Annotated in this window: 19 protein-coding genes; 12 read left to right on the top strand and 7 right to left on the bottom strand. The window is 44.9% G+C overall.

The annotated features are described in order from the left end of the window. Window positions 1–44 precede the first annotated feature (44 nt). The 3 genes from ACFVVF_RS05805 to ACFVVF_RS05795 are packed head-to-tail and all read left to right on the top strand — an operon-like array spanning window position 45 to window position 1552. Complete coding sequence (locus ACFVVF_RS05805) at window positions 45–497, top strand: MarR family winged helix-turn-helix transcriptional regulator (protein ID WP_387806269.1); 453 nt, start codon at window positions 45–47, stop codon at window positions 495–497. Between the two features lie 40 nt (window positions 498–537). Beyond that, the gene (locus ACFVVF_RS05800; protein ID WP_387806267.1) at window positions 538–1011 is read left to right on the top strand and encodes a GNAT family N-acetyltransferase; all 474 of its coding nucleotides are present in this window, start codon (window positions 538–540) and stop codon (window positions 1009–1011) included. Beyond that, entirely contained in the window at window positions 1004–1552 is a 549-nt protein-coding gene (locus tag ACFVVF_RS05795) for a GNAT family N-acetyltransferase (RefSeq protein WP_387806266.1), read from the top strand. Before ACFVVF_RS05800 ends, ACFVVF_RS05795 begins: the two co-directional genes overlap by 8 nt. A gap of 69 nt (window positions 1553–1621) precedes the next feature. On the opposite strand, the gene ACFVVF_RS05790 is transcribed toward ACFVVF_RS05795, so the two are convergent. Continuing rightward, a complete protein-coding gene (locus ACFVVF_RS05790; RefSeq protein ID WP_387806264.1) occupies window positions 1622–4744 on the bottom strand; it encodes a hybrid sensor histidine kinase/response regulator in 3123 nt (1040 codons plus the stop codon). A gap of 196 nt (window positions 4745–4940) precedes the next feature. On the opposite strand from ACFVVF_RS05790, the gene ACFVVF_RS05785 reads away from it, so the two are divergent. Further along, window positions 4941–5222: a hypothetical protein gene (locus ACFVVF_RS05785; protein ID WP_387806262.1), complete on the top strand. Its 282-nt coding sequence runs from the start codon at window positions 4941–4943 to the stop codon at window positions 5220–5222. A gap of 76 nt (window positions 5223–5298) precedes the next feature. Here the strand turns inward: ACFVVF_RS05785 and ACFVVF_RS05780 are convergent, their stop codons facing one another. Continuing rightward, window positions 5299–5787: a DinB family protein gene (locus ACFVVF_RS05780; protein WP_387806260.1), complete on the bottom strand. Its 489-nt coding sequence runs from the start codon at window positions 5785–5787 to the stop codon at window positions 5299–5301. Between the two features lie 188 nt (window positions 5788–5975). Between ACFVVF_RS05780 and ACFVVF_RS05775 the strand changes: the two genes are divergently transcribed. Beyond that, window positions 5976–6656, top strand: coding sequence for a phosphatase PAP2 family protein (locus ACFVVF_RS05775; RefSeq protein ID WP_387806258.1), 681 nt, complete (start codon window positions 5976–5978; stop codon window positions 6654–6656). A 374-nt stretch (window positions 6657–7030) separates the two neighbouring features. Here the strand turns inward: ACFVVF_RS05775 and ACFVVF_RS05770 are convergent, their stop codons facing one another. Continuing rightward, window positions 7031–7405: a MerR family transcriptional regulator gene (locus tag ACFVVF_RS05770; RefSeq protein ID WP_387806256.1), complete on the bottom strand. Its 375-nt coding sequence runs from the start codon at window positions 7403–7405 to the stop codon at window positions 7031–7033. A 166-nt stretch (window positions 7406–7571) separates the two neighbouring features. Here ACFVVF_RS05770 and ACFVVF_RS05765 point away from each other — a divergent pair, with 166 nt between their 5' ends. After that, window positions 7572–8600 (top strand): SDR family NAD(P)-dependent oxidoreductase, encoded by a 1029-nt coding sequence (locus ACFVVF_RS05765; RefSeq protein WP_387806254.1) that lies wholly within the window; start codon window positions 7572–7574, stop codon window positions 8598–8600. 95 nt (window positions 8601–8695) lie between these two features. Continuing rightward, window positions 8696–9046: a hypothetical protein gene (locus tag ACFVVF_RS05760; RefSeq protein WP_387806252.1), complete on the top strand. Its 351-nt coding sequence runs from the start codon at window positions 8696–8698 to the stop codon at window positions 9044–9046. Window positions 9047–9135: 89 nt separating this feature from the next. Here the strand turns inward: ACFVVF_RS05760 and ACFVVF_RS05755 are convergent, their stop codons facing one another. Continuing rightward, a complete protein-coding gene (locus ACFVVF_RS05755) occupies window positions 9136–9951 on the bottom strand; it encodes a UTP--glucose-1-phosphate uridylyltransferase (RefSeq protein ID WP_387806250.1) in 816 nt (271 codons plus the stop codon). A gap of 204 nt (window positions 9952–10155) precedes the next feature. On the opposite strand from ACFVVF_RS05755, the gene ACFVVF_RS05750 reads away from it, so the two are divergent. From ACFVVF_RS05750 to ACFVVF_RS05730, 5 genes are all read left to right on the top strand, one after another. Further along, window positions 10156–11439 carry a UDP-glucose dehydrogenase family protein gene (locus ACFVVF_RS05750; RefSeq protein WP_387806248.1) on the top strand — a complete coding sequence of 428 codons (1284 nt, stop codon included), beginning with the start codon at window positions 10156–10158 and terminating at the stop codon, window positions 11437–11439. Further along, the gene (locus tag ACFVVF_RS05745) at window positions 11436–12374 is read left to right on the top strand and encodes an NAD-dependent epimerase/dehydratase family protein (protein ID WP_387806246.1); all 939 of its coding nucleotides are present in this window, start codon (window positions 11436–11438) and stop codon (window positions 12372–12374) included. Before ACFVVF_RS05750 ends, ACFVVF_RS05745 begins: the two co-directional genes overlap by 4 nt. 17 nt (window positions 12375–12391) lie before the next feature. After that, on the top strand, window positions 12392–13648 hold the full coding sequence (locus ACFVVF_RS05740; RefSeq protein ID WP_387806244.1) for a glycosyltransferase family 4 protein: 1257 nt from the start codon (window positions 12392–12394) through the stop codon (window positions 13646–13648). A gap of 6 nt (window positions 13649–13654) precedes the next feature. Then, on the top strand, window positions 13655–14659 hold the full coding sequence (locus tag ACFVVF_RS05735) for a CotS family spore coat protein (protein WP_387806242.1): 1005 nt from the start codon (window positions 13655–13657) through the stop codon (window positions 14657–14659). Window positions 14660–14856: 197 nt separating this feature from the next. Next, entirely contained in the window at window positions 14857–15807 is a 951-nt protein-coding gene (locus ACFVVF_RS05730) for a VanZ family protein (protein WP_387806240.1), read from the top strand. A gap of 60 nt (window positions 15808–15867) precedes the next feature. Here ACFVVF_RS05730 and ACFVVF_RS05725 read toward each other — a convergent pair whose 3' ends face one another. The 3 genes from ACFVVF_RS05725 to ACFVVF_RS05715 form a co-directional block, all read right to left on the bottom strand. Then, on the bottom strand, window positions 15868–16830 hold the full coding sequence (locus tag ACFVVF_RS05725; protein ID WP_387806238.1) for an alpha/beta hydrolase: 963 nt from the start codon (window positions 16828–16830) through the stop codon (window positions 15868–15870). A gap of 219 nt (window positions 16831–17049) precedes the next feature. Next, window positions 17050–18420 (bottom strand): sensor histidine kinase, encoded by a 1371-nt coding sequence (locus ACFVVF_RS05720; protein WP_387806236.1) that lies wholly within the window; start codon window positions 18418–18420, stop codon window positions 17050–17052. Further along, window positions 18417–19091 carry a response regulator transcription factor gene (locus ACFVVF_RS05715; protein WP_387806234.1) on the bottom strand — a complete coding sequence of 225 codons (675 nt, stop codon included), beginning with the start codon at window positions 19089–19091 and terminating at the stop codon, window positions 18417–18419. Before ACFVVF_RS05715 ends, ACFVVF_RS05720 begins: the two co-directional genes overlap by 4 nt. Window positions 19092–19201: the final 110 nt, after the last annotated feature.

Here is a 19201-nt window from a genome sequence, read left to right as displayed (position 1 = left end):
GAATATATTATATTGTAAATGCAACAAAAATCGGAGGTCATTTTATGAGAGAAATTCTTCGTGAAATCGGGATGATTGCCAGAGCATTCGATTCCATCAGCAATATTGAATTTAAAGAACTGGATCTGACGAAGGGGCAATATTTATATCTGGTTCGGATCTGTGAGGAACCGGGGATTATTCAAGAAAAGCTTGCGGAGATGATCAAAGTTGATCGTACGACCGCTGCCCGTGCAATTAGCAAGCTTGAGATGCAGGGCTTCATCGAGAAAAAAATGAATGAAGAAAATAAAAAAAACAAAAAGCTGTATCCGTCAGAGAAGGGGAAAGAAGCGTATTTATTTTTAAAAAGAGAGGCGGATCATTCCGATCAGGTGGCGCTGGCCGGACTTTCCGATAAAGATAAGGAAGCTTTGCTCAAGCTGCTTCATAAGGTTCGAACGAATATAGAGGGCGATTGGGAATTTGTTAAAAAAGGCGGTAAAAGGCACTATTAAGGCTGCCTCAGAAGCATACATCGCATAAGGAGTGAACAGAATGGAACAACTAACTTTGAAAATTGTAGATGCCGGTAATGAGGATTTACGGGGGCTGATAGCCAAGCTGGATGACTACTTATATGCTCTCTACCCATCGGATGAAGTGCATGGCGTAGAACTGGAAAATGCTGAAGCCGAGCGCATCGTCTTCGTCGTTGCGTATTGGGGTCATACTGCTGTCGGCTGCGGGGCGTATCGTCCGCTTGATGAACAAGGCTGCGAGCTGAAACGGATTTTTGTTGATCCCTCCTATCGAAACAAAGGATTTGCATCACGTGTTTTATCGTTATTGGAACAAGAGATCAGGCAAGCCGGATATCAATCGATACTTCTGGAGACGGGACTGATGCAGCCTGAATCTATTGCGCTATACAAAAAATTCGGGTTTGTGGAAGTTGAACGTTTTGGCCCGTATGTCGATTGTTCCAGCAGCTATTGTATGGGAAAGGCTTTATCCCCGCACCATGCATAGAATAGGGCCGAATTTAGATATGGAACACTGGCATCAAGGATTGGCCATTCGTCAGCTTGGTCATACTGAGATCCCGCAAATGTACGAGCTGATGCAGGACGTTCTATCGAGGCTGCCGGATGCTGTCTTATTCGCTGCAGATGAAGCATCGTATTTCGGTGATGTAATCCGCCAGCGCGGAGAAATCTACGGAGCCTATGAGCAAGAAAAACTGTTGGCGTACACGGTACTGGTATGCCCGGGAAGGGCAGAGAGTAATTTAGGAAGAGAATTCGGCGTACCGGAAGATGAGCTGCCGCGAGTGTGGACCCTTGACTCAACGATTGTACATGAGTCTGTTCGCGGCCGGGGCTTGCAGCGTTATTTCAATCAGCTGCGTGAAGATCGTGCCAGAGCTTTAGGCGGTTTATATCTTTATTCAACGGTTCATCCGGATAACGAAGCGAGTATCCGCAATTTAAAGGCCGCCAAGCTTGAACTGCAATTCACTAGACCCATGTACGGAGGCCTGCCGCGTCATTGCTTTGCGAAAAAGCTATAGCATTAGTTATAAAAGAGCGTGATTTCCTCATACGGAAATCACGCTCTTTTCATCATATCCACGCTAGTGCTAAGCATCTGCTGCCATCGGAATCAGGAAGGACACGGTCGTGCCTTTCCCAGGTGCACTGTCAATGGAAAGGCCCTTTCCATACAATTGAATTAACCGGCGGTGCGTGTTGGCTAATCCGATACCGCCTTTTCCCTTCATTGCAGGCTCCAATAGAGAAGAAAGGGTAGACGGGTTCATGCCTTGACCATTGTCCGTCACTTCAATGAGGACCGAATCACTCTGAAGAGCAACCCGGATTTGGATTGTGCCGCCTACTTGGCGAGTGAGCAGTCCATGCTTAACCGCATTTTCTACAATCGGCTGAATGGATAGGGGCGGTATAAGAATGTTCATGTCCGGCTCTACCTCCAAGATGACGGACAACCGCTCTTCGAAGCGTGTTTGTTCAATATGCAAGTAAGCTTCTACCAGCTCTAATTCATGGGACAGCTCGACCAGCTTTCCTGTATTGAGAAAGTCGAAGCTGATCCTCAAGAAGGAAGAAAACGCATAGATCAGATCCTCAAGCTTCCTCGAATCCTGATGGATGAGTGCCGTTATGGAATTCAAGGTGTTGAACAGAAAATGCGGCTGAATCTGTGCCTGCAAATAAGCCGCTTCTAAACGCAAACGCTCATTCATCGATTGCTTCATCGCCGTTAAGGCGCGAATACGGTATTTGAGCTCCATCGCATCTACCGGCTTTGTAACATAATCATTGGCCCCTGATATAAATCCGGTGTACATATCCTCCGGCTGACTGCGTGCAGTTAACAGCAATATCGGGAGCTCGGATAAGGAATAGCTCTCCCGCACCGTTTGCGTTAATTCATATCCCGACATATGGGGCATCATCACGTCAGCAATTAGCAGATCCCATTTCTTTTTATCCAGCCAATTAAGCGCCTCTAAGGCCGAATTCACAGTCGTAATGGAATAGGATTCATGGGACAAAATTCCTTTGAGGACGTTCAGATTAACCGGATCGTCATCGACGACCAGAATGTTTACCTTGCTGTCCGTCAGCAGAGGAGGCATCTCCTCATAAATAACAGACCGGCTCGTATCCTGCTTGATTAAAGTCCACTCTTTCATTCGGCTCATTTGTTCATCTGCTGCCGCAACCAACCGGGATGGCTCTATAAGTGTTGTCAGCCTATCTGCTGCTTCGGCAAGCGGTAAATTAAAGCTGAACACAGACCCTTTGCCGGGCTCCGATTGAATGGACAAGCTGCCTCCATGAAGTTCGACCAATTGCTTGCAAATGCTGAGGCCAAGCCCGATGCCGCGTCCGTCTTGCTGGCCGTCCGGGCCTTGTTCGTAAGGGAGGAAAACCCGCTCTATCGTTTCTTCTGTCATGCCAATTCCGGTATCTGTCACATGGATAAAGACCTTGCCGTCCCGTTCCTCAGCCGCAAGGGCAATCACTCCTTTTTCCGTGTATTTAAGCGCGTTATGTACGAGGTTATATAAAATTTGCACCAGTCTTTTCTCATCGGCAAGGACAGTCGGCAGAGCTTCAGGAATAGCCATGGTCAACCGTAATGGCTTGCCCTCGGTCATATAATTAAGCATGCTGATAACGCCAGGCACAACCGATTGAATAGCGATAGGCTCCTGCTGCAGCGTAATCCGATGCTCCTGAAGACGGGCGACATCCAGCAAATCGCCAAGCATACGGGACATCCGGTGGCTGATCGTAATAAGCAGTTCCATATCCTTGCGGCTGCTCTCGTACAGTCTGCCTGCTTCTTTGGTCACCACATTTTGTGCAATATTCAGGATCCCGTGCAGCGGCGTCCGCAGCTCGTGAGACGTATTGGCAAGGAACTGATCCTTAAGCTTGTCCGTTTTTTTCAATTTTGTAGTTAAATCCATAATTTCTTTGACGTTGCGAAAATATTTTTTGAACCAGTATGCCGAGAAGCCGACGATGGCAGCGATAATATCCAGCGGATAGTAGACGAGCATAAATTGTCCGCTATAATTCCAGAAGCTCCATAGCAGATTCGAGATAATAGCCGCCCCGGACAGGAGCAGAAACACAATATCTTTATCCTCCTGTTTCTTAAACAATAGCCGTCCCAAGCTGTAAATCAGCCAGATGAAAGGGATATACTGAAACGCTTGAACGATGCCCAGATGATTGAAGTCACTGATTAGAGAAGCAGGGGACATCACAATAAAGGCGGTATAAAGGGCAAGACATCCTCCATACAAGCGTAACCCATAGTTAGATTTAGCGGTTGTAGTGAATTTGCGGAAAACGAGCAAAATAAATAAGTTTTGCCACAAGAAAGCAATCAAACGGATTTTAAAAGACCAAGTATAGTTTATCGGCAGCAGCGTAAGCAGCAGGCTATCATTCCTCACCATCAGAATTACAGCTACCGAGATCGTCATCAGCCCAACCAAAAACAAAGCACGCTCTTTGGTGTTGAATAAGTAAAGAATGCAGGCATAAAGCCCATGCAGCAGTAAAATAATGATGGCAATCATTTGAGTGCTGATGTTATAAAAGTAGCTCTGGTCAACTGCATTCTGGGAGCCGACAAAAATAGGGCCGGCAATGCCGCCCTTATGCGGTTGATCATAGTTTGCTGCTTGAATAAGAACTTCTATTACAGTCGTATCTTTAGCAAAGTAAGACGCGGTATACGAAGTAGTCTTTGGTGTATACGCTTCAGCATTTTGCGATACTCTGCCGTTCGCAGGCATTGGAGTTCCATTGATTTCGACAGCTGAAGCAGATTGAATTTTGTTAAACCATAAGGAAATCGGCTGCTGAAGCGGGTCGACTAGTATTTGTAACCGGTACGTTCCATAACCATATGAAGAGCTGCTGTCCGTTCCTAATGCATGCCTCCAGTCTCCGGGAACTTGAAGCGGAATTGCAGCGTCAGGCATCGATAACAGATCATTGTAAGAAATCAATTGAGAAGGGTAGAAGTTCCATTTACCCTTAGTTCTGAATAAATGGGACTCCTCTAAATTGCGGTCACGCAAATCCATTACACCATTGACCACAGGAATGGACTCTGTTTGTGAAAATTGGTTTTGCCATACTACGCGCAAACCAAGTAAAACTCCGATAAAGAGCAAAATAATGATGATCTTATGGACAACAGGATTAAGTTTCATACTGGTATCATATCAAAATCCAGTTTTGTTTTCTAACCTATTTCATGATTCAGATTGCTAGGAAGGGGATATTTATCCCGGCCGTACTGCCGCGATTCTATTGAAGGCTATCGCCTTCCATGTCAAGAGTACAGGCCGCATGCTTCTTCTGTGAATAGGATATGTTGTATTCAAAAAACGGAAGGAGATTGTTATTTTGAAACGTAACGGTTACTATAATGTGGGCAATGAAATGAATGAGGCTGGTTTTTGTCCGGACTGTCCAACGCAGACGATTTACGATCCTCCAATCGTTCAGTATGAGGATTATTACCATCCGCAGCTAGTGAATGTCGTGCAAAACATCGAAACAATCAAGCAGCATCACTGTTGTCCGGTATACAAACACTATTACACGCATAGCGAAAAAAATGTGATGGTGTCGAGCCGCAGAGGCGGCAAGCCAAAAGCATCGTCCAAGAAACGCTCTAAAAAATAGTTTTTAATAGTAGAATGACCCGCTCGAATGGATACTCCTGTAATGGAGCGTTCAATCCGGCGGGTCATTCGTTTGTTTATTTGAGTGAAAGGATTTGCTCGGTGTGCCGCTGTTCATGCAAATACAGCAATTCGATCCATTGATCTAAGGGCAAATCGCCGAAGCGGGGATGATTGACGGCTATTTCTTTTAGAATAGAAGGATCTTCGATCTCATCAAGGAGTGCAATTAATTTAATTCTGGAGTCGTTCAATTGTTCAACAAGCTGCGGAACTTGGAAGGGTCCGGGATCAGGCTGTGAAACTTTAGGCGCTTCATATTTCTCAGACATATCGATCACAATTCCTACGTTTTTTCTTTCGGTTTGAGAGAGAAGCTTATGTTTCAGCCCATACATAATGGCTTTTCTGAACAGCGTCTCTGTCAGCCATAAATGATGGCAAATCTGAGCAATACTCCATTTGTCCGGTTCAATTGTACGATTAAACACGCCTTCATCGAGAGATGATATCTCTTGCAGCAACCGCTCTCTAGCTGCAGCTAAATATGATTTAACTTCATCCATTCAATCCCCTCCATTAATTGGCAATTGTCTCCATCATTATAATTCAAGATGCTTGGACTGCGTAATGTAAATTTTATCCGTCATGCTCTGACATTTTTAAACAGGCAATCGATGTGTTATATTATTTTAATAAGGTTTTGTAAATGAATTATTTCTAGCGAGAGAATGCAGAATTGAAGGAGAGTTTTATGAAGTTGAAGTTCGTCTTTACAGCATCCATTATTGTTAGCCTGATCGGGGCTATCGGTTTTACCTTAATCGCTGTTTTAATCGGCAAAAACAACATGGAATGGTTTGACAGCCGGGTTATTGCTTTTGTCCAGCAATGGGAGAGCCCCGGGCTGACGAAGGTTATGAACGGACTTTCCTTACTCGGAGCGGGTACTTTAAATATCATTCTTACTGTTCTTATTATGCTCATGCTCTATTTTGTATTTAAGCATCGCTGGGAGCTGCTGTTTTTTATCGGAGTTATAGCGGGTTCTGCTTTGCTGAATGTATTGCTGAAGGCCATTTTCCATCGTGATCGTCCAACGCTCCATCGCCTTGCGGATGCGACGGGGTATAGCTTCCCGAGCGGACACTCCATGGCCGCTTTCGCCCTATACGGCGTGTTATGTTTTCTGTTATGGAAGCATGCCCGCACAGCACTGGCCCGGACACTGCTTATCGTTGCAGGCACTGTAATGATTCTGGGGATCGGAATCAGCCGGATCTATTTGGGCGTTCATTATCCAAGTGATGTGGTGGGCGGCTATTTGGCTAGCGGCACGTGGCTAGCCGTTATAATCTGGTTTTACCAGAGATGGCTGGAAAGACGGAGAGATAGAGAAGAAATGCTTGTTCTTCGAAGACCAAGCAGAGTTTAAGCAGCCTGACAGGTTGGCCTTTCCCATGTGGAGGAAGACAAAATGTAAAAGTGCAGGTTAAAAAGCAAAAAAACGGAGCAAATTGGCGTTCAAAATGTAATAGTGCATTTGACATGACTGCATTTCATCCTAGTACGTCTTTTTAGCTCAATCAAAATGCACCTTTGCAGTTTGATGCAATAAATCGTTAAAAACACAGCCGACAACATGCATATTTGCATTTTGATTCATAATAGCAGTTGCTTAACGCTTGAGCGAATTGTGGAGCTAACCTGCTTATTTTCTGATATGCAATAAAATAGGTTCAAGTAAAAGTGCCGACGAGGTCCAATGGACTTCCCTGCACTTTTTTTACATAACAGCTTCTGTGTTCCTTACTTTGTAAGATTGTTTTTTATTTCCGCATATCTCGCAAGCTTAAATTCCACTAATTGCAGCGCCCGGCTGATCTGTTCTTGCTGCTCCAGCAGTTTTTCCCGCTGCTCCTTAACAATCTGCTCCCGGTGTTCGATGGAGAAGGTTGTATCCTCCAATGGTGTAATCATCACCTTTTTCATATCCTTAATGCTCATTCCGATTCCTTTGAAGCACTGAATCATCTGCAAATTGTACAGATCCGTTCCATTGAACAAGCGATAGCCGTTTTCATCCCGTTCCAGTCCAGGCAAGAGCCCGGCTTTGTCGTAATATCGGATTGTATCGGTCGACATGTTGATTTTTTTGGCTATTTCATTGATTGTGAATGACAACGTAAACCCTCTCTTTCCGCACATTCAATTTAAAGGGACTCGTTATTGAATCATATCGGCTAATGAATGAACGGTCAAATCTCAATTATTATGGTTGCATTGGAGTTTACTTCAAGGTTTAGAATACGCACAAGGAAGAAAAATCAACAGTTTGGAGATGACGAAGATGAGCAGACAAATGCCCATTCATTCCGCATATGGAGCAAAATCTACCGCACAGGAAGTTGTAAGCAGCATCAGTCTGAAAGGGAAAAATGTAATCGTGACAGGCGGCTATTCAGGAGTTGGATTAGAAACAACCAGAGCTTTAGCGCATGCGGGTGCTCAAGTATTTCTGCCGGTACGAAGCGTGGAAAAGGCCGGACGATTCGTTCAGGGAATACCTAACGTCGAGATGCATCCAATGAATTTGATGGATCCGGATTCTATAGATGACTTTGCCAATTGGTTTCTGGAGAAAAAGCTTCCGCTTCATATTCTGATCAATAACGGAGGAATTATGAATCCGCCACTGACAAGGGATGCAAGGGGCTATGAATCTCAATTTTCGACGAATCATTTGGGGCACTTCCAGCTGACTGCCCGATTATTTCCCGCTTTAAAACAAGCACAAGGGGCACGTGTAATTACGGTTTCCTCAAGGGCTCAACGTATAGGCGGTGTTTTATTTGACGATCCGCACTTCCAGCATACGGAATATGAAGGGATGAGAGCTTATGCACAATCCAAATCGGCCAATGTGCTGTTTACCGTCTGGCTGGATCAGCTAGGCGCGCGTTATGGAATCCGGGCTTTCGCCGTTCATCCGGGGCTGATCCCAACGACAAATATAGGGACAAGAAACCATAAATTCGATGCCTCGATCTTCAAAAAGAAAATGATTCGGCTCATCCCAGCCATTATGAGAGCCTTCCATATAACTGAATTGATCAATATAACTAAAAGACTGAGAAAGCAGAGCGTTTCTGATCAGTTCAAAACAATCGAACAGGGCGCAGCAACGACCATATGGTGTGCGGTTAGTCCGGAATTGGACGGGAAAGGCGGCGTTTATTGTGAGGATTGCAATATCGCCGTTGCTGTTGGAGTCGACAGTGACAGTCCATTTGGCGTTCGTCCATGGGCAACCGATATTAATTTGGCTGCAAAGCTATGGAAGTTAAGTGAAGAGCTTACGGGGATCACTATTGAATAATCAAAATAAGAAGACTATAAAACAATCAATCGCCTTGTTACGAACGATAGATAGAAGTCATATATTGTAACTATCTACAAGGAAGGGGATTGATCATGTCACAATTTATATTATATTGCGGTTCAGGAGGCAACCGTAAGAGAGGGAGCCGTACTGGAGGCAACCGTACCGGAGGCAGCCGCACGGAAGGCAACCGTACCGGAGGCAGCCGCACGGAGGGCAACCGTACTGGAGGCAACCGCACGGAGGGTAACCGTACCGGAGGCAACCGCACGGAGGGTAACCGTACAGGGGGCAATCGTACCGGAGGCAACCGCACAGGAGGCAGCCGTACGGGAAATAACCGTCCGTATGATCCTAATCATTCCTATCACGCTCAACGCTCGTATGGCAGCTCGACTCAAGCCGAACAATTCGATAAAGACTCGGATGACGATGTCGAATAAAATAAACCGCACTTAAACAGACGGAGCACCTTCTGCATCATTGAAGGAGCTCCGTCTGTTTGTATTGTCAAATTCAGCTTCCTTTGCGATTAATCATGCTGTTTACTCTTCCTATACGCAATAAGCTGCGCTTTCATGTATTCCCTTTCAATGCTGGTATCATACCATTTCTCCTTAAAAACATAACCATAAGCGGAATTGTTTTGACATAGAAGATTCAAAGCATCTGTTAGTTGAATTTCACCTGCCCCATCCTTTTCGATTTGATCAAGGGCAGCAAAAATATCGGATGTTAAAATATATCTCCCCATGATAGCGAGATTAGAAGGCGGGTTATATTTAGGCTTTTCGATAATGGAATCGATTTGGTACACCTGGTTTTGAACGGGTTTACCTGACACCACACCATAATTTTGCAGAAGCTCTTGCTTAACGGAATGCAGCCCGATAATCGGACGGTGATATTGCTTGTACAGCCTAATCATGTTCACTAGCGGGGGCGGCTGATGCAAACATAGCTGATCCGGCAGCATTACGACAAACGGATCATTGCCGGCGAATGATTTTCCCATTTGAATGGCATGGCCAAGTCCTAGAGCCTCTGGCTGTCTTATATATTGAATATTTACTTTTGGAGGCTCGATCTCCTTAATCAGTTTACTTTTCTGATGGTTGGCTAAGTACCACTCCAGCTCGATTGAGCGGTCAAAGTAATTCATAATTTCTGTCTTGTTGCGGGATAGAATAATTAATATTTCTTTCATGCCTGCGTGTATAGCTTCTGAAACAATGTAGTCTATCACTGGCCGATCATGAATCGGGAACATTTCTTTTGGAATGGATTTAGTAATGGGTAAGTTGCGAGTTCCATATCCGGCAGCAGGAATGACAGCTTTAACTACCAAAAGAATCACCTCTTTGTAAAGAAAATCCAATATCTAGTCATAGTATATTGCCAAAAATGAATTTGAAGCTTGTCCTCTACTATAAATAGGTAAATACATCCACCCATTTCATAGTCCTATCATTCTCTAATAGATATAGCCGTGACCGTTATTAATAGAATCTTAATATAGTAGTTGTAGCAGAGTCGAAAGGGGAAGCAAGTCATGGATATTTGTATAATCGGAGCGGGTTATGTCGGTCTGACTACAGCGGCTGTATTAGCGGACATCGGTCATACCGTTTATTGCACGGATGTGAATGAACAAAAAATCAATAAGCTCCAGCAAGGAATCATTCCCATTTACGAACCGGGATTAACGGAAATGATTACGAAAAATCAGGATGAGGGAAAGCTCTTTTTCGATACAGATAGTGAACGGCATATGGCGGATTGCCCCTTCATTATGATTGCGGTAGGCACCCCATCAGCGAGAGACGGCAGTGCCGATATGGTGTATGTGAAGAGCGTCATAGCCGCACTATCACAAACGATTCATTCCCCGAAAATTATTATAATGAAAAGCACGGTTCCCCCTGGAACAGCTGACTGGATGGAAGCTGAATTGCAGCAGCTGGGTGTGGACAAAGGTTTATTCGAGATCGTCTCTAATCCTGAGTTTCTAAGGGAGGGTACAGCTATCGAGGATACGGTTCATCCCGACCGGATCGTTATTGGTGCTAAGCAAAACGAAGCTGCGATGAACGTACAGGAGCTCTATCATACGCTGCAGACTCAATTTCTAATAACGAATCGCTTGGAGGCTGAGCTAATCAAATATGCTTCCAACGCATTTCTAGCAACCAAGATTTCTTTTATCAATGAAATTGCCCGGATTTGTGACGCATACCACGCAGATATAATGGAGGTTTCGAGAGGTATAGGCATGGATCAGCGCATCGGAGCCAGGTTTCTGCATGCAGGCTTGGGCTATGGCGGGTCTTGTTTTCCTAAGGATGTGAACGCCTTGAATGATGCTGCACAAGCGAAGGGGATCAGATTGAATCTGGTACAGGCAGTTAAGAAAATCAATCGTTCACAAGTAGACATTTACCTGAATAAAATAACTCATTCTTTGGGCAAACGCTCAGATAAGCCGAGAATTGCGGTATGGGGGGCGACATTTAAAGAAAATACGGATGATATACGTTATTCCCAAGCTATTGCTTTAATGAAAAAGTTAGTGCGGAAAGGGTATGGAGTGTATGCGTATGACCCGCTCGTATCATCTGAGCTTTCTTCTGTTGTCTGGTGCTCCAATCCTTATGAAGCTGTGGAGCAAGCGGACTTATTAGTCATCGCAACTGCTTGGTCAGCCTTTATTGAAGCAGACTGGCCTAAGGTAAAGGCGTTGATGAAGCGTCCCGTTATTGTTGACGGAAGAAATTGCTTAGATAAAAGCGCGTTAGAAATGTACGGATTTGATTATATCGGCGTTGGCCGGCCATGAAGATCGTCGTAACGGGAGCAGCAGGTTTTATTGGATCACATCTTTGCGAGCATTTGCTTGCGAGCGGTGACCATGAAGTTATAGGAGTCGACGCGTTTGTCCGCGAAGAATTGCAAATTATCGGCAACAAAAATATAGAAGGTTTTTATAACCACCCTAATTTTCAAATGATTACAGCAAATATACTGGATATCGATTGGCATAAAACGCTTGAAAATGCGGACATTGTTTACCACCTTGCCGGCATCCCTGGTGTTCGCTCCAGCTGGGGCGCCGATTTCCGCAGTTACGTAGATACGAATATACTTGGCACACAACGGCTGCTGGAAGCTTGCAGTTCATTAGCACTCCAAAAGTTTGTGTTTGCATCCACCTCATCTGTTTATGGAGAGACGACAGGACAAGTGTCTGAAGACAGAAAGCTGGCACCGTTAGCGCCTTATGGCATCAGTAAATTAACAGGTGAGCATTTGTGCCGTGTCTACAGCGACAGGGTTCCTATCGTTATTTTACGCTACTTTACGGTGTATGGACCGCGCCAACGCTCCGATATGGCGTTTCACCGTTTTATCAGGCAGCTGCTGCATAACGATCCCATCACTTTAATTGGAGACGGCTCGCAATCACGGGACTTTACGTATATTAAGGATTGCGTGGAAGCAACTGCAGCTATCGTTAATGCCGCTAATGTAATAGGAGAAACGATTAATATTGGCGGCAAAGAGAGAGCAACCGTTACAAATGTTATTCAATCCTTGGAGCTATTGACGGGGAAACAGGCCAATATTATTCAAAGCGGCATGATGCACGGAGAGCCTATGCACACTTGGGCCGATATATCCAAAGCCAATAAGCTTTTGAATTACGAGCCCAAAATCAGTCTAATGACTGGATTAGCAAGAGAAGTCGAATATTTAAGCCACTATTACAAATGACAGGAGACTATCCTCGCATGAGACTGGCATTCATATGCACGGAAAAACTCCCTTCTCCCGCTATTAAAGGGGGAGCCATTCAAATCATGATGGACGGAGTATCACCTATGTTATCCCGCAAGCATAATTTAACAATTTACTCCGTTACAGATGAGGCATTGCCGGATGAGGAAATACGAAATGATGTTCAATACATCAGATTTCCGAAGGAAACCTATGTGAAAGATGTAAAACGGTCATTGAAGGCTCATGCTTATGACGTCGTTCATGTCTTTAATCGTCCTAAAAACGTCGCAATATATAAGGAAGCTTCTCCATCAAGCCGTTTTGTCGTCAGCTTGCATAACGAAATGTTCGATGAGAAAAAAATATCGGATACTGAAGCACAGCTTTGCGTTCAGTATGTTCACAAACTAACGACCGTCAGTCATTATATTAAATCGACTATAACAAGACGTGTGCCAGACGCAGAGGATAAGACGGAAGCGATTTACTCCGGATTTGACCCCAACAGCTATTTTCCAATCTGGACCTCTCGCGGCATGAATATACGCAATCAATTGCGTACGCAATATGACGTTCAAGACAAGAAAGTTATTTTGTTTGTCGGGCGGCTTAGTGTCAAAAAAGGCCCTCACTTGCTTATACAGGCCATGAGCAACGTGCTGGAGGAACATCCAGATGCCGTCCTTGTTATTGTCGGGGGCAAATGGTTCAGCGACAACACCATCGACAGCTATGGAAAATGGTTATTGAAGCTGGCTAAGCCGTATGGCAGCCAAGTCCTATTTACGAAGTTTGTTCCAGCGAATGAAATCCAGAATTATTTTTCAATGGGTGATGTGTTTGTATGCAGCTCACAATGGCAGGAGCCTTTGGCTCGCGTTCATTATGAAGCGATGGCAGCGGGAGTTCCGGTTATTACAACCGATCGCGGCGGCAATGCCGAGGTAATCCGGCATAAGTGGAACGGTTATATCGTTCGGGATTACACGTCTTCGGACTCTTTTGCCGATGCAATTAACTATATGCTGACTAACAAGGAAGAAGCCGGCGAAATGGCTTCCCGAGGCAGGCAAATGGTCAATGATTTCTATACATTCGAGCATGTAGCAGACCGGCTGGATAAAATCTACATGGAAGCTTACAATAGTGAGCCAACACCCTTATCGGCCATTACGGTGTCAAAATACAAAAGCGCACATACACGTCTTCAGCGAAAAAAAAGAAAAAGCTACCCTGAGCTTAAACGAATTGAACAAAGGGGCAGATAACTAATTATGGGGACAATAACTGAATTGATGGCCCAGTATCCGCTTCAAATGAAGAGTATTAAGCTGATATCGGATAAAGGGAAAAAGGCGACGTGGAGCTTGGAGACGAGCGAAGGCAGCAAAATATTAAAAAAAGCGCCCGTCTCCAAGCAAAGGCTGCTTTTCCTTATTCAAGCGATTAAGCATCTGCAGCGAAACGGAGCACCTATTCCTGAAATGGTCGCTACAACGACTGGAGCTTATTATTCAGAAGACAGCAGCGGGAGCTGTTACGTATTGTCTGATGCAGTTCAAGGTACATCGCCAACTTACGGAGCGGCAGATCTCATCGTTATTATGAAAGAGCTTGGCAAGTTTCATTTAGCTTCCAGAGGATTTTACTCCGAACATAAGTCGGCCAATGAGAGGGAGCATCTTGGCGGATGGCAGCAGAGCTACATCAAGCATCTCGATCAATTGGAGGCTTTTAAAGCGTTAGCCCGAAGCGGCGGTGAATTCGATAAGCTTTTTCTTCTTCATGCCGATCACTTTATCGACCAAGGCAAAGAAGCGCTGCGATGGATTGAGAGCAGTTATTACACAGATTGGGTGAATAAAGTAAGAGTGCAAAGAAACCTTTGCCATCAAGATTTTGCGGCAGCTAATTTGATCAAATCGAAGCAGGGTCTAGTCATCATTGATATGGATTCTCTGACCTTCGATTTACCTGCAAGGGATATACGTAAAATCTTCAATAAAGTGATGAAAAAGCATGGGTGGAGCGCGGACAAAGCCGTTACAATGCTGAAGGCCTACCGTGAGGTTCATCCTTTAAGTGCAGAGGAATGCAGCATCGTTTATGCAGATTTGATGTTTCCCCATCTCTTCTATGGTTTATCCAGCAAGTACTTCAACAAACGATTGGAATGGGATGCTCCTCAAACGCTGAAGAAGCTGAAATCGTTAATAGCATCTGATCGAGAGCGCCAGCAGGTTCTTGCGTCCTGGAGCAGTATTATCCAGCAATCTTAGATAGAGAACAACGGAGGTAGTAGTTAGCATCGTGAAATACGGTGTTAATTGCTATTTTTTTATTGCTTTATGCAGACTACCAACAAAGGAATCATGCAATTGCTTTGCGTGGTTAAGAAATTTGCAAACAGGTGTTATAAAACAGTCACGGATACCGTCTTACATAAATAAAGAAGAAGACTACGAAGGAGAATCTAATGGAAGCTAAGCATCGCAAGCTGATTTGCATCATCACGATTTTGTACACAATTGCTGTTTTGTATTTTATGTTTCTGGGCTTCAATAGACCGGGAGCGGCTAAGCACACAGTGGGCTACACGTTTTATTTCATACCAGATGTCGTATTTAAGTATCCGACGGGATTTATTTTTCGTTCCTTTACGCTGATGGACCTGGTGGGCATCGGAAACCTGGCCGCTTTTGTGCCCTTTGGCATTTTCATTCCTTTATTGTTCCGAATTCGTTTTACCGTATTTATATCGTTGTTTTTCATGTCCATCTTGGTGCTGGAGACACTTCAAGCCATAACGCTGCTCGGCAGCTTTGATATGAATGACGCATTTCGGAATACGATAGGTGCAGCGGCAGGCTTTGCCGCTTACAAGATCGGCTTTCGTTCCGCAAACTTTTGGAGAAACGGTCTTGTTACGATTTTGTCCAGCATATTCCTCGTCATTGTGATATTAGGATTGTCTCAGCTGATCGACAAAGCGTTCTTCACTAAGGCTGAAAGTCCGGTAATGGCTTTGACGGAGAAACAAGAGGAGAACGGCCATCTTCCAATGGAGCATTTGAAATCGATGGAAATTGGAGGCAAGCGCATAACGCCACAATTCAATTTCTATAGCAGCGACGGGAAGCAAACCGAAACCTATCAATATTCATTCGACAATCATACGACTATTATTGAAGGATATTGCGGCATACCGGATGGAGCAGACGCTGCCAAAGCGGGAGTTGTTTTTACCGCTGAAGGCTTTGAGGAGAACTATACGGATTTTTGCCGCCCTGCAGACGGTGAACAGAAGGAGCCTTATCAGTTTTATGTGCATCTCGACAAAGTGAAGGAGCTGACGATAACGCTTGAGGGCAGTCAGATGCTCTGGGACGTTACGTTTAAAGAGCTGAAATACAAGTGGGCTTCGTAGGAGACTTCAGCCCGCATTAGAACAAGCCGCGGGGAAGGGTCCCCGCGGCTTGTTCGCTTGCTATTTAATGCCGTTCATAAACGCTCTAAATTCCTCGGCGATTTCTTTGGATTTCGTATGATGCAAATAGTGATCCCCATCCATTGTGATTACTTTTCCATGAACAGAATCTTTAATTTGCTCTTCATGCAGCGGTACCCATGTGCTTATTGCCGGGTTGTTTGCTTGGATAAAGAAAATAAGCGGAAGCTCTTTCGGGAATGTTAAATGTTGGGCTGCTTGGAAGTTGGGATAAATGTTTACCATTTCATTTAAGTAGTTGGATGTGTAAGCATTTCGGAGCGTAATCAATTGTAACTGCTCCTTTGTTTTATCGTCATACGGCAATCCATCATAAGCGCTGCCGCCAATCTTCAACAGCAATCTGCCGAAACCGGATTCTCGGAGCAGTTTTAGTTTGCCTGTATCAAATTTAACATCCATACCTGGCTGTGTTGGAACACTGCTGTCAATTCCGGCAAAAGCGATCACTTCGTTCTCATATTTATTTACATAATCGATTCCGTAAATACCGGCAATGGAGTGCCCCATTAGAATGTAACGGTCAATTTTTAGCGCCTGTAAAGCTTCATGAACTTCACTGACAATATTGGCCGTGTTCCTTTCTTTATCCGTCATATCACTTAGTCCATAACCAAAGGGCTCAACAACAGCGACTCTGTAATAAGGTGCCAGCTCTTCAATCAGCGGCTTGAAGTCAATGGCGGGTGCGGCTGTTCCAAACCCAGGAAGGAGCACGATTGTTTCTTCGCCTTCCCCTAGAATGGTAACGTTCATTTTTTTACCGTCTACCGGAACGAGTTGACCATAGGTTTCAATTTTCTTCTGGTCCGTTTTGTTACTGATTACATTAACGATATATACAATAGCTATAAATAGTACGATTGCTATCGCGATACCGCCTACAATTTTAAGCAGGATACGAAGCGCTTTGTTTTTCTTTTTGCCTTCTTTTTGGGTCATTCTCATCTACTCCTGTCTCTATCTGTATAATTGGGCTGTCTTAACGAGCCGTTAATGAAACATTACACGACGAAAATGTACTCCCAATGACGGCAATATGAACGGAATATGAACGAGCTAAAAAAAGCTGCGGCTTCACATGCAGGAATGTTGCATTTGCATGTGAAGCCGCAGCTTTTTCGATATATAGAGTTTGCATTCATAATATTAGATTTGCTGCTAATTTTCCGGTGTTGTTGTAATGGGCAGTGTGATGATAAAAGCTGTTCCTTGACCAGGCTCGCTTTCCACTCGAATGTCGCCTTGATGAAGCGATACGATCTGTTTTGCAATGGCCAGTCCCATGCCGCTTCCGCTATACTTGCGGCTGTGAGAACGATCGGCCTTGAAAAACCGTTCGAATATCCGCTTCTGATCTTCGTGAGAAATGCCAATGCCTTTGTCGGATATCCGGACGATCACACTCTTAATATCTTGCTTCATACTGACGGTGATCACACCGCCATCCATCGAAAATTTGATGCTATTGCCAATAATGTTCGTCCATACCTGATTTAATTGATCGTGATCCGCGGTAACCCGAATCGCTTTCAGATTGAGCTCGAAGCGGATATTGCGGGCCGACCACTGCGGCTGAATCGCCACAATGACCCGTCTGATCTGCTCATCAAGGCTTAAAGTAACCAATCGCAGCTGTTGGGATGGCGATTCGAGCAAGCTAAGCTTGAGCAGGCCGGCGCTCATCTTCGACATGCGATTCGCTTCGGCGATTATAATATCGAGATAACGGCTTCGATCGGCAGCAGAGATGTCAACTTGCTTGAGTGCCAGAGCATAACCGGATATTGAGGTGAGCGGGGACTGCACTTCATGCGACACGTTCGCTACGAATTCTCTGCGCATATGCTCAAGCTGCTGCAAATCGTACATCATCTCTTCAAAGCTGCGCGCCAGCGTGCCCAGTTCGCCTTTTTGCTTAATATTGATCTTCACGTTGAAATCTCCGTCTGCAATATGCCTTGTCGCAATTGTCAGCTTCTTGATCGGTCTGACCAGGAACACGGCAGCTATGACAATAATGAGACTTCCTGTTATTAGCGAAAGGGAGGAAAAGTTCAATAGCCACTTGACGACAAAGGAGGTGGAGGGAAAAGCTCTCGGTTCCACAAAGATCGCTTTCGTTCCTGTTTCAGTAGTCAATCGCAGCCCTAACAAAGTAGTCGAAATACCAGTTGGATTGACATGTACAATTTCCCCGTTCAGCACTCGATGGATTTGTTCCTTAGACACAGCAGCAGCAGTACGTCCGTTAAGCGTTCCGAAAGACTGGTATTGGCCATTTTCATCGAACATTCGAATGTGATAGGAATTGAGCAGTTGCATTCCACTTACATAAGCATCGGCTTCGGCTGAAGGTAAGGCCTCGTAAACCCGGGCGACGTCCTGGGCAAAGTAAAGCAAGGGGAATTTCAAATTTTCGTTTAGTTGATCTTTATATGCCCAAGTGGCCACAAAATAAGCAATGACCGTGCCCGCGGTGACTGAAATGATAAAGGTCAATACGACTCGTGTATATAAGGATCGGATCATTCATCGACCTCAAGCCGATATCCAAGTCCGCGTACCGTCTCAATCCGGAAATCCGGTGTCGACGCGAATCGTTCGCGCAAACGTTTGATGTGGACATCAATTGTCCGGTCATCGCCGGCGTAATTGATTCCCCAGATTTGATCAATCAGCTGCTCCCGGGTATATACTTGGCCCGGCGTTCCGGCCAGCTTGTACAGCAGTTCAAATTCCTTGAGCGGCAGTGTGAGCGACTCTGAGCCTCTCATCACCTTATAGGTTTGACGATCAAGCGTAACATTGCCGAACTGAATCGTCTGCGTGGAGCCAATCCGGTACCGTTTCAGCAAGGCCCGAACGCGGACCGTCAGCTCTAGCGGATCAAACGGCTTCGTCAGGTAATCATCCGTACCCAGCTCGAACCCTTTTACTTTCTCCCATGTCTCGCCTCTTGCAGTTAACATGAGCAGCGGAAGATCAGGATTGGCTTTTCTAAGCTCCTTGCATAACGTCCAGCCATCCATAATCGGCATCATAATATCAAGCACGACAAGATCGACTTGTGTCGAGTCATATACGCTCAGTGCTTCCTTGCCGTCTGCGGCTTCCACTGTTGTGAAGCCGTCATTTCGAAGAAATAAGCATACAAGTTCGCGAATGTTCGCATCGTCGTCGGCAACCAGTATCGTAGGCATTCGTTCCCTCTTTTCCTATTGTTCATTTTAACCACTATACTATAAATCGGTATCATTGCCTAAATCGTAAAACCGGGCAGGTTAACTTTAACATTTTTGTGAAAACTGCC

It is taken from the genome of Paenibacillus sp. NPDC058174, assembly GCF_042883865.1.
In the GTDB taxonomy this organism is placed as follows: Bacteria; Bacillota; Bacilli; order Paenibacillales; family Paenibacillaceae; genus Pristimantibacillus.
Note: the sequence above shows the minus strand (reverse complement) of the source record. Positions and strands in the feature narration are given on the sequence as shown.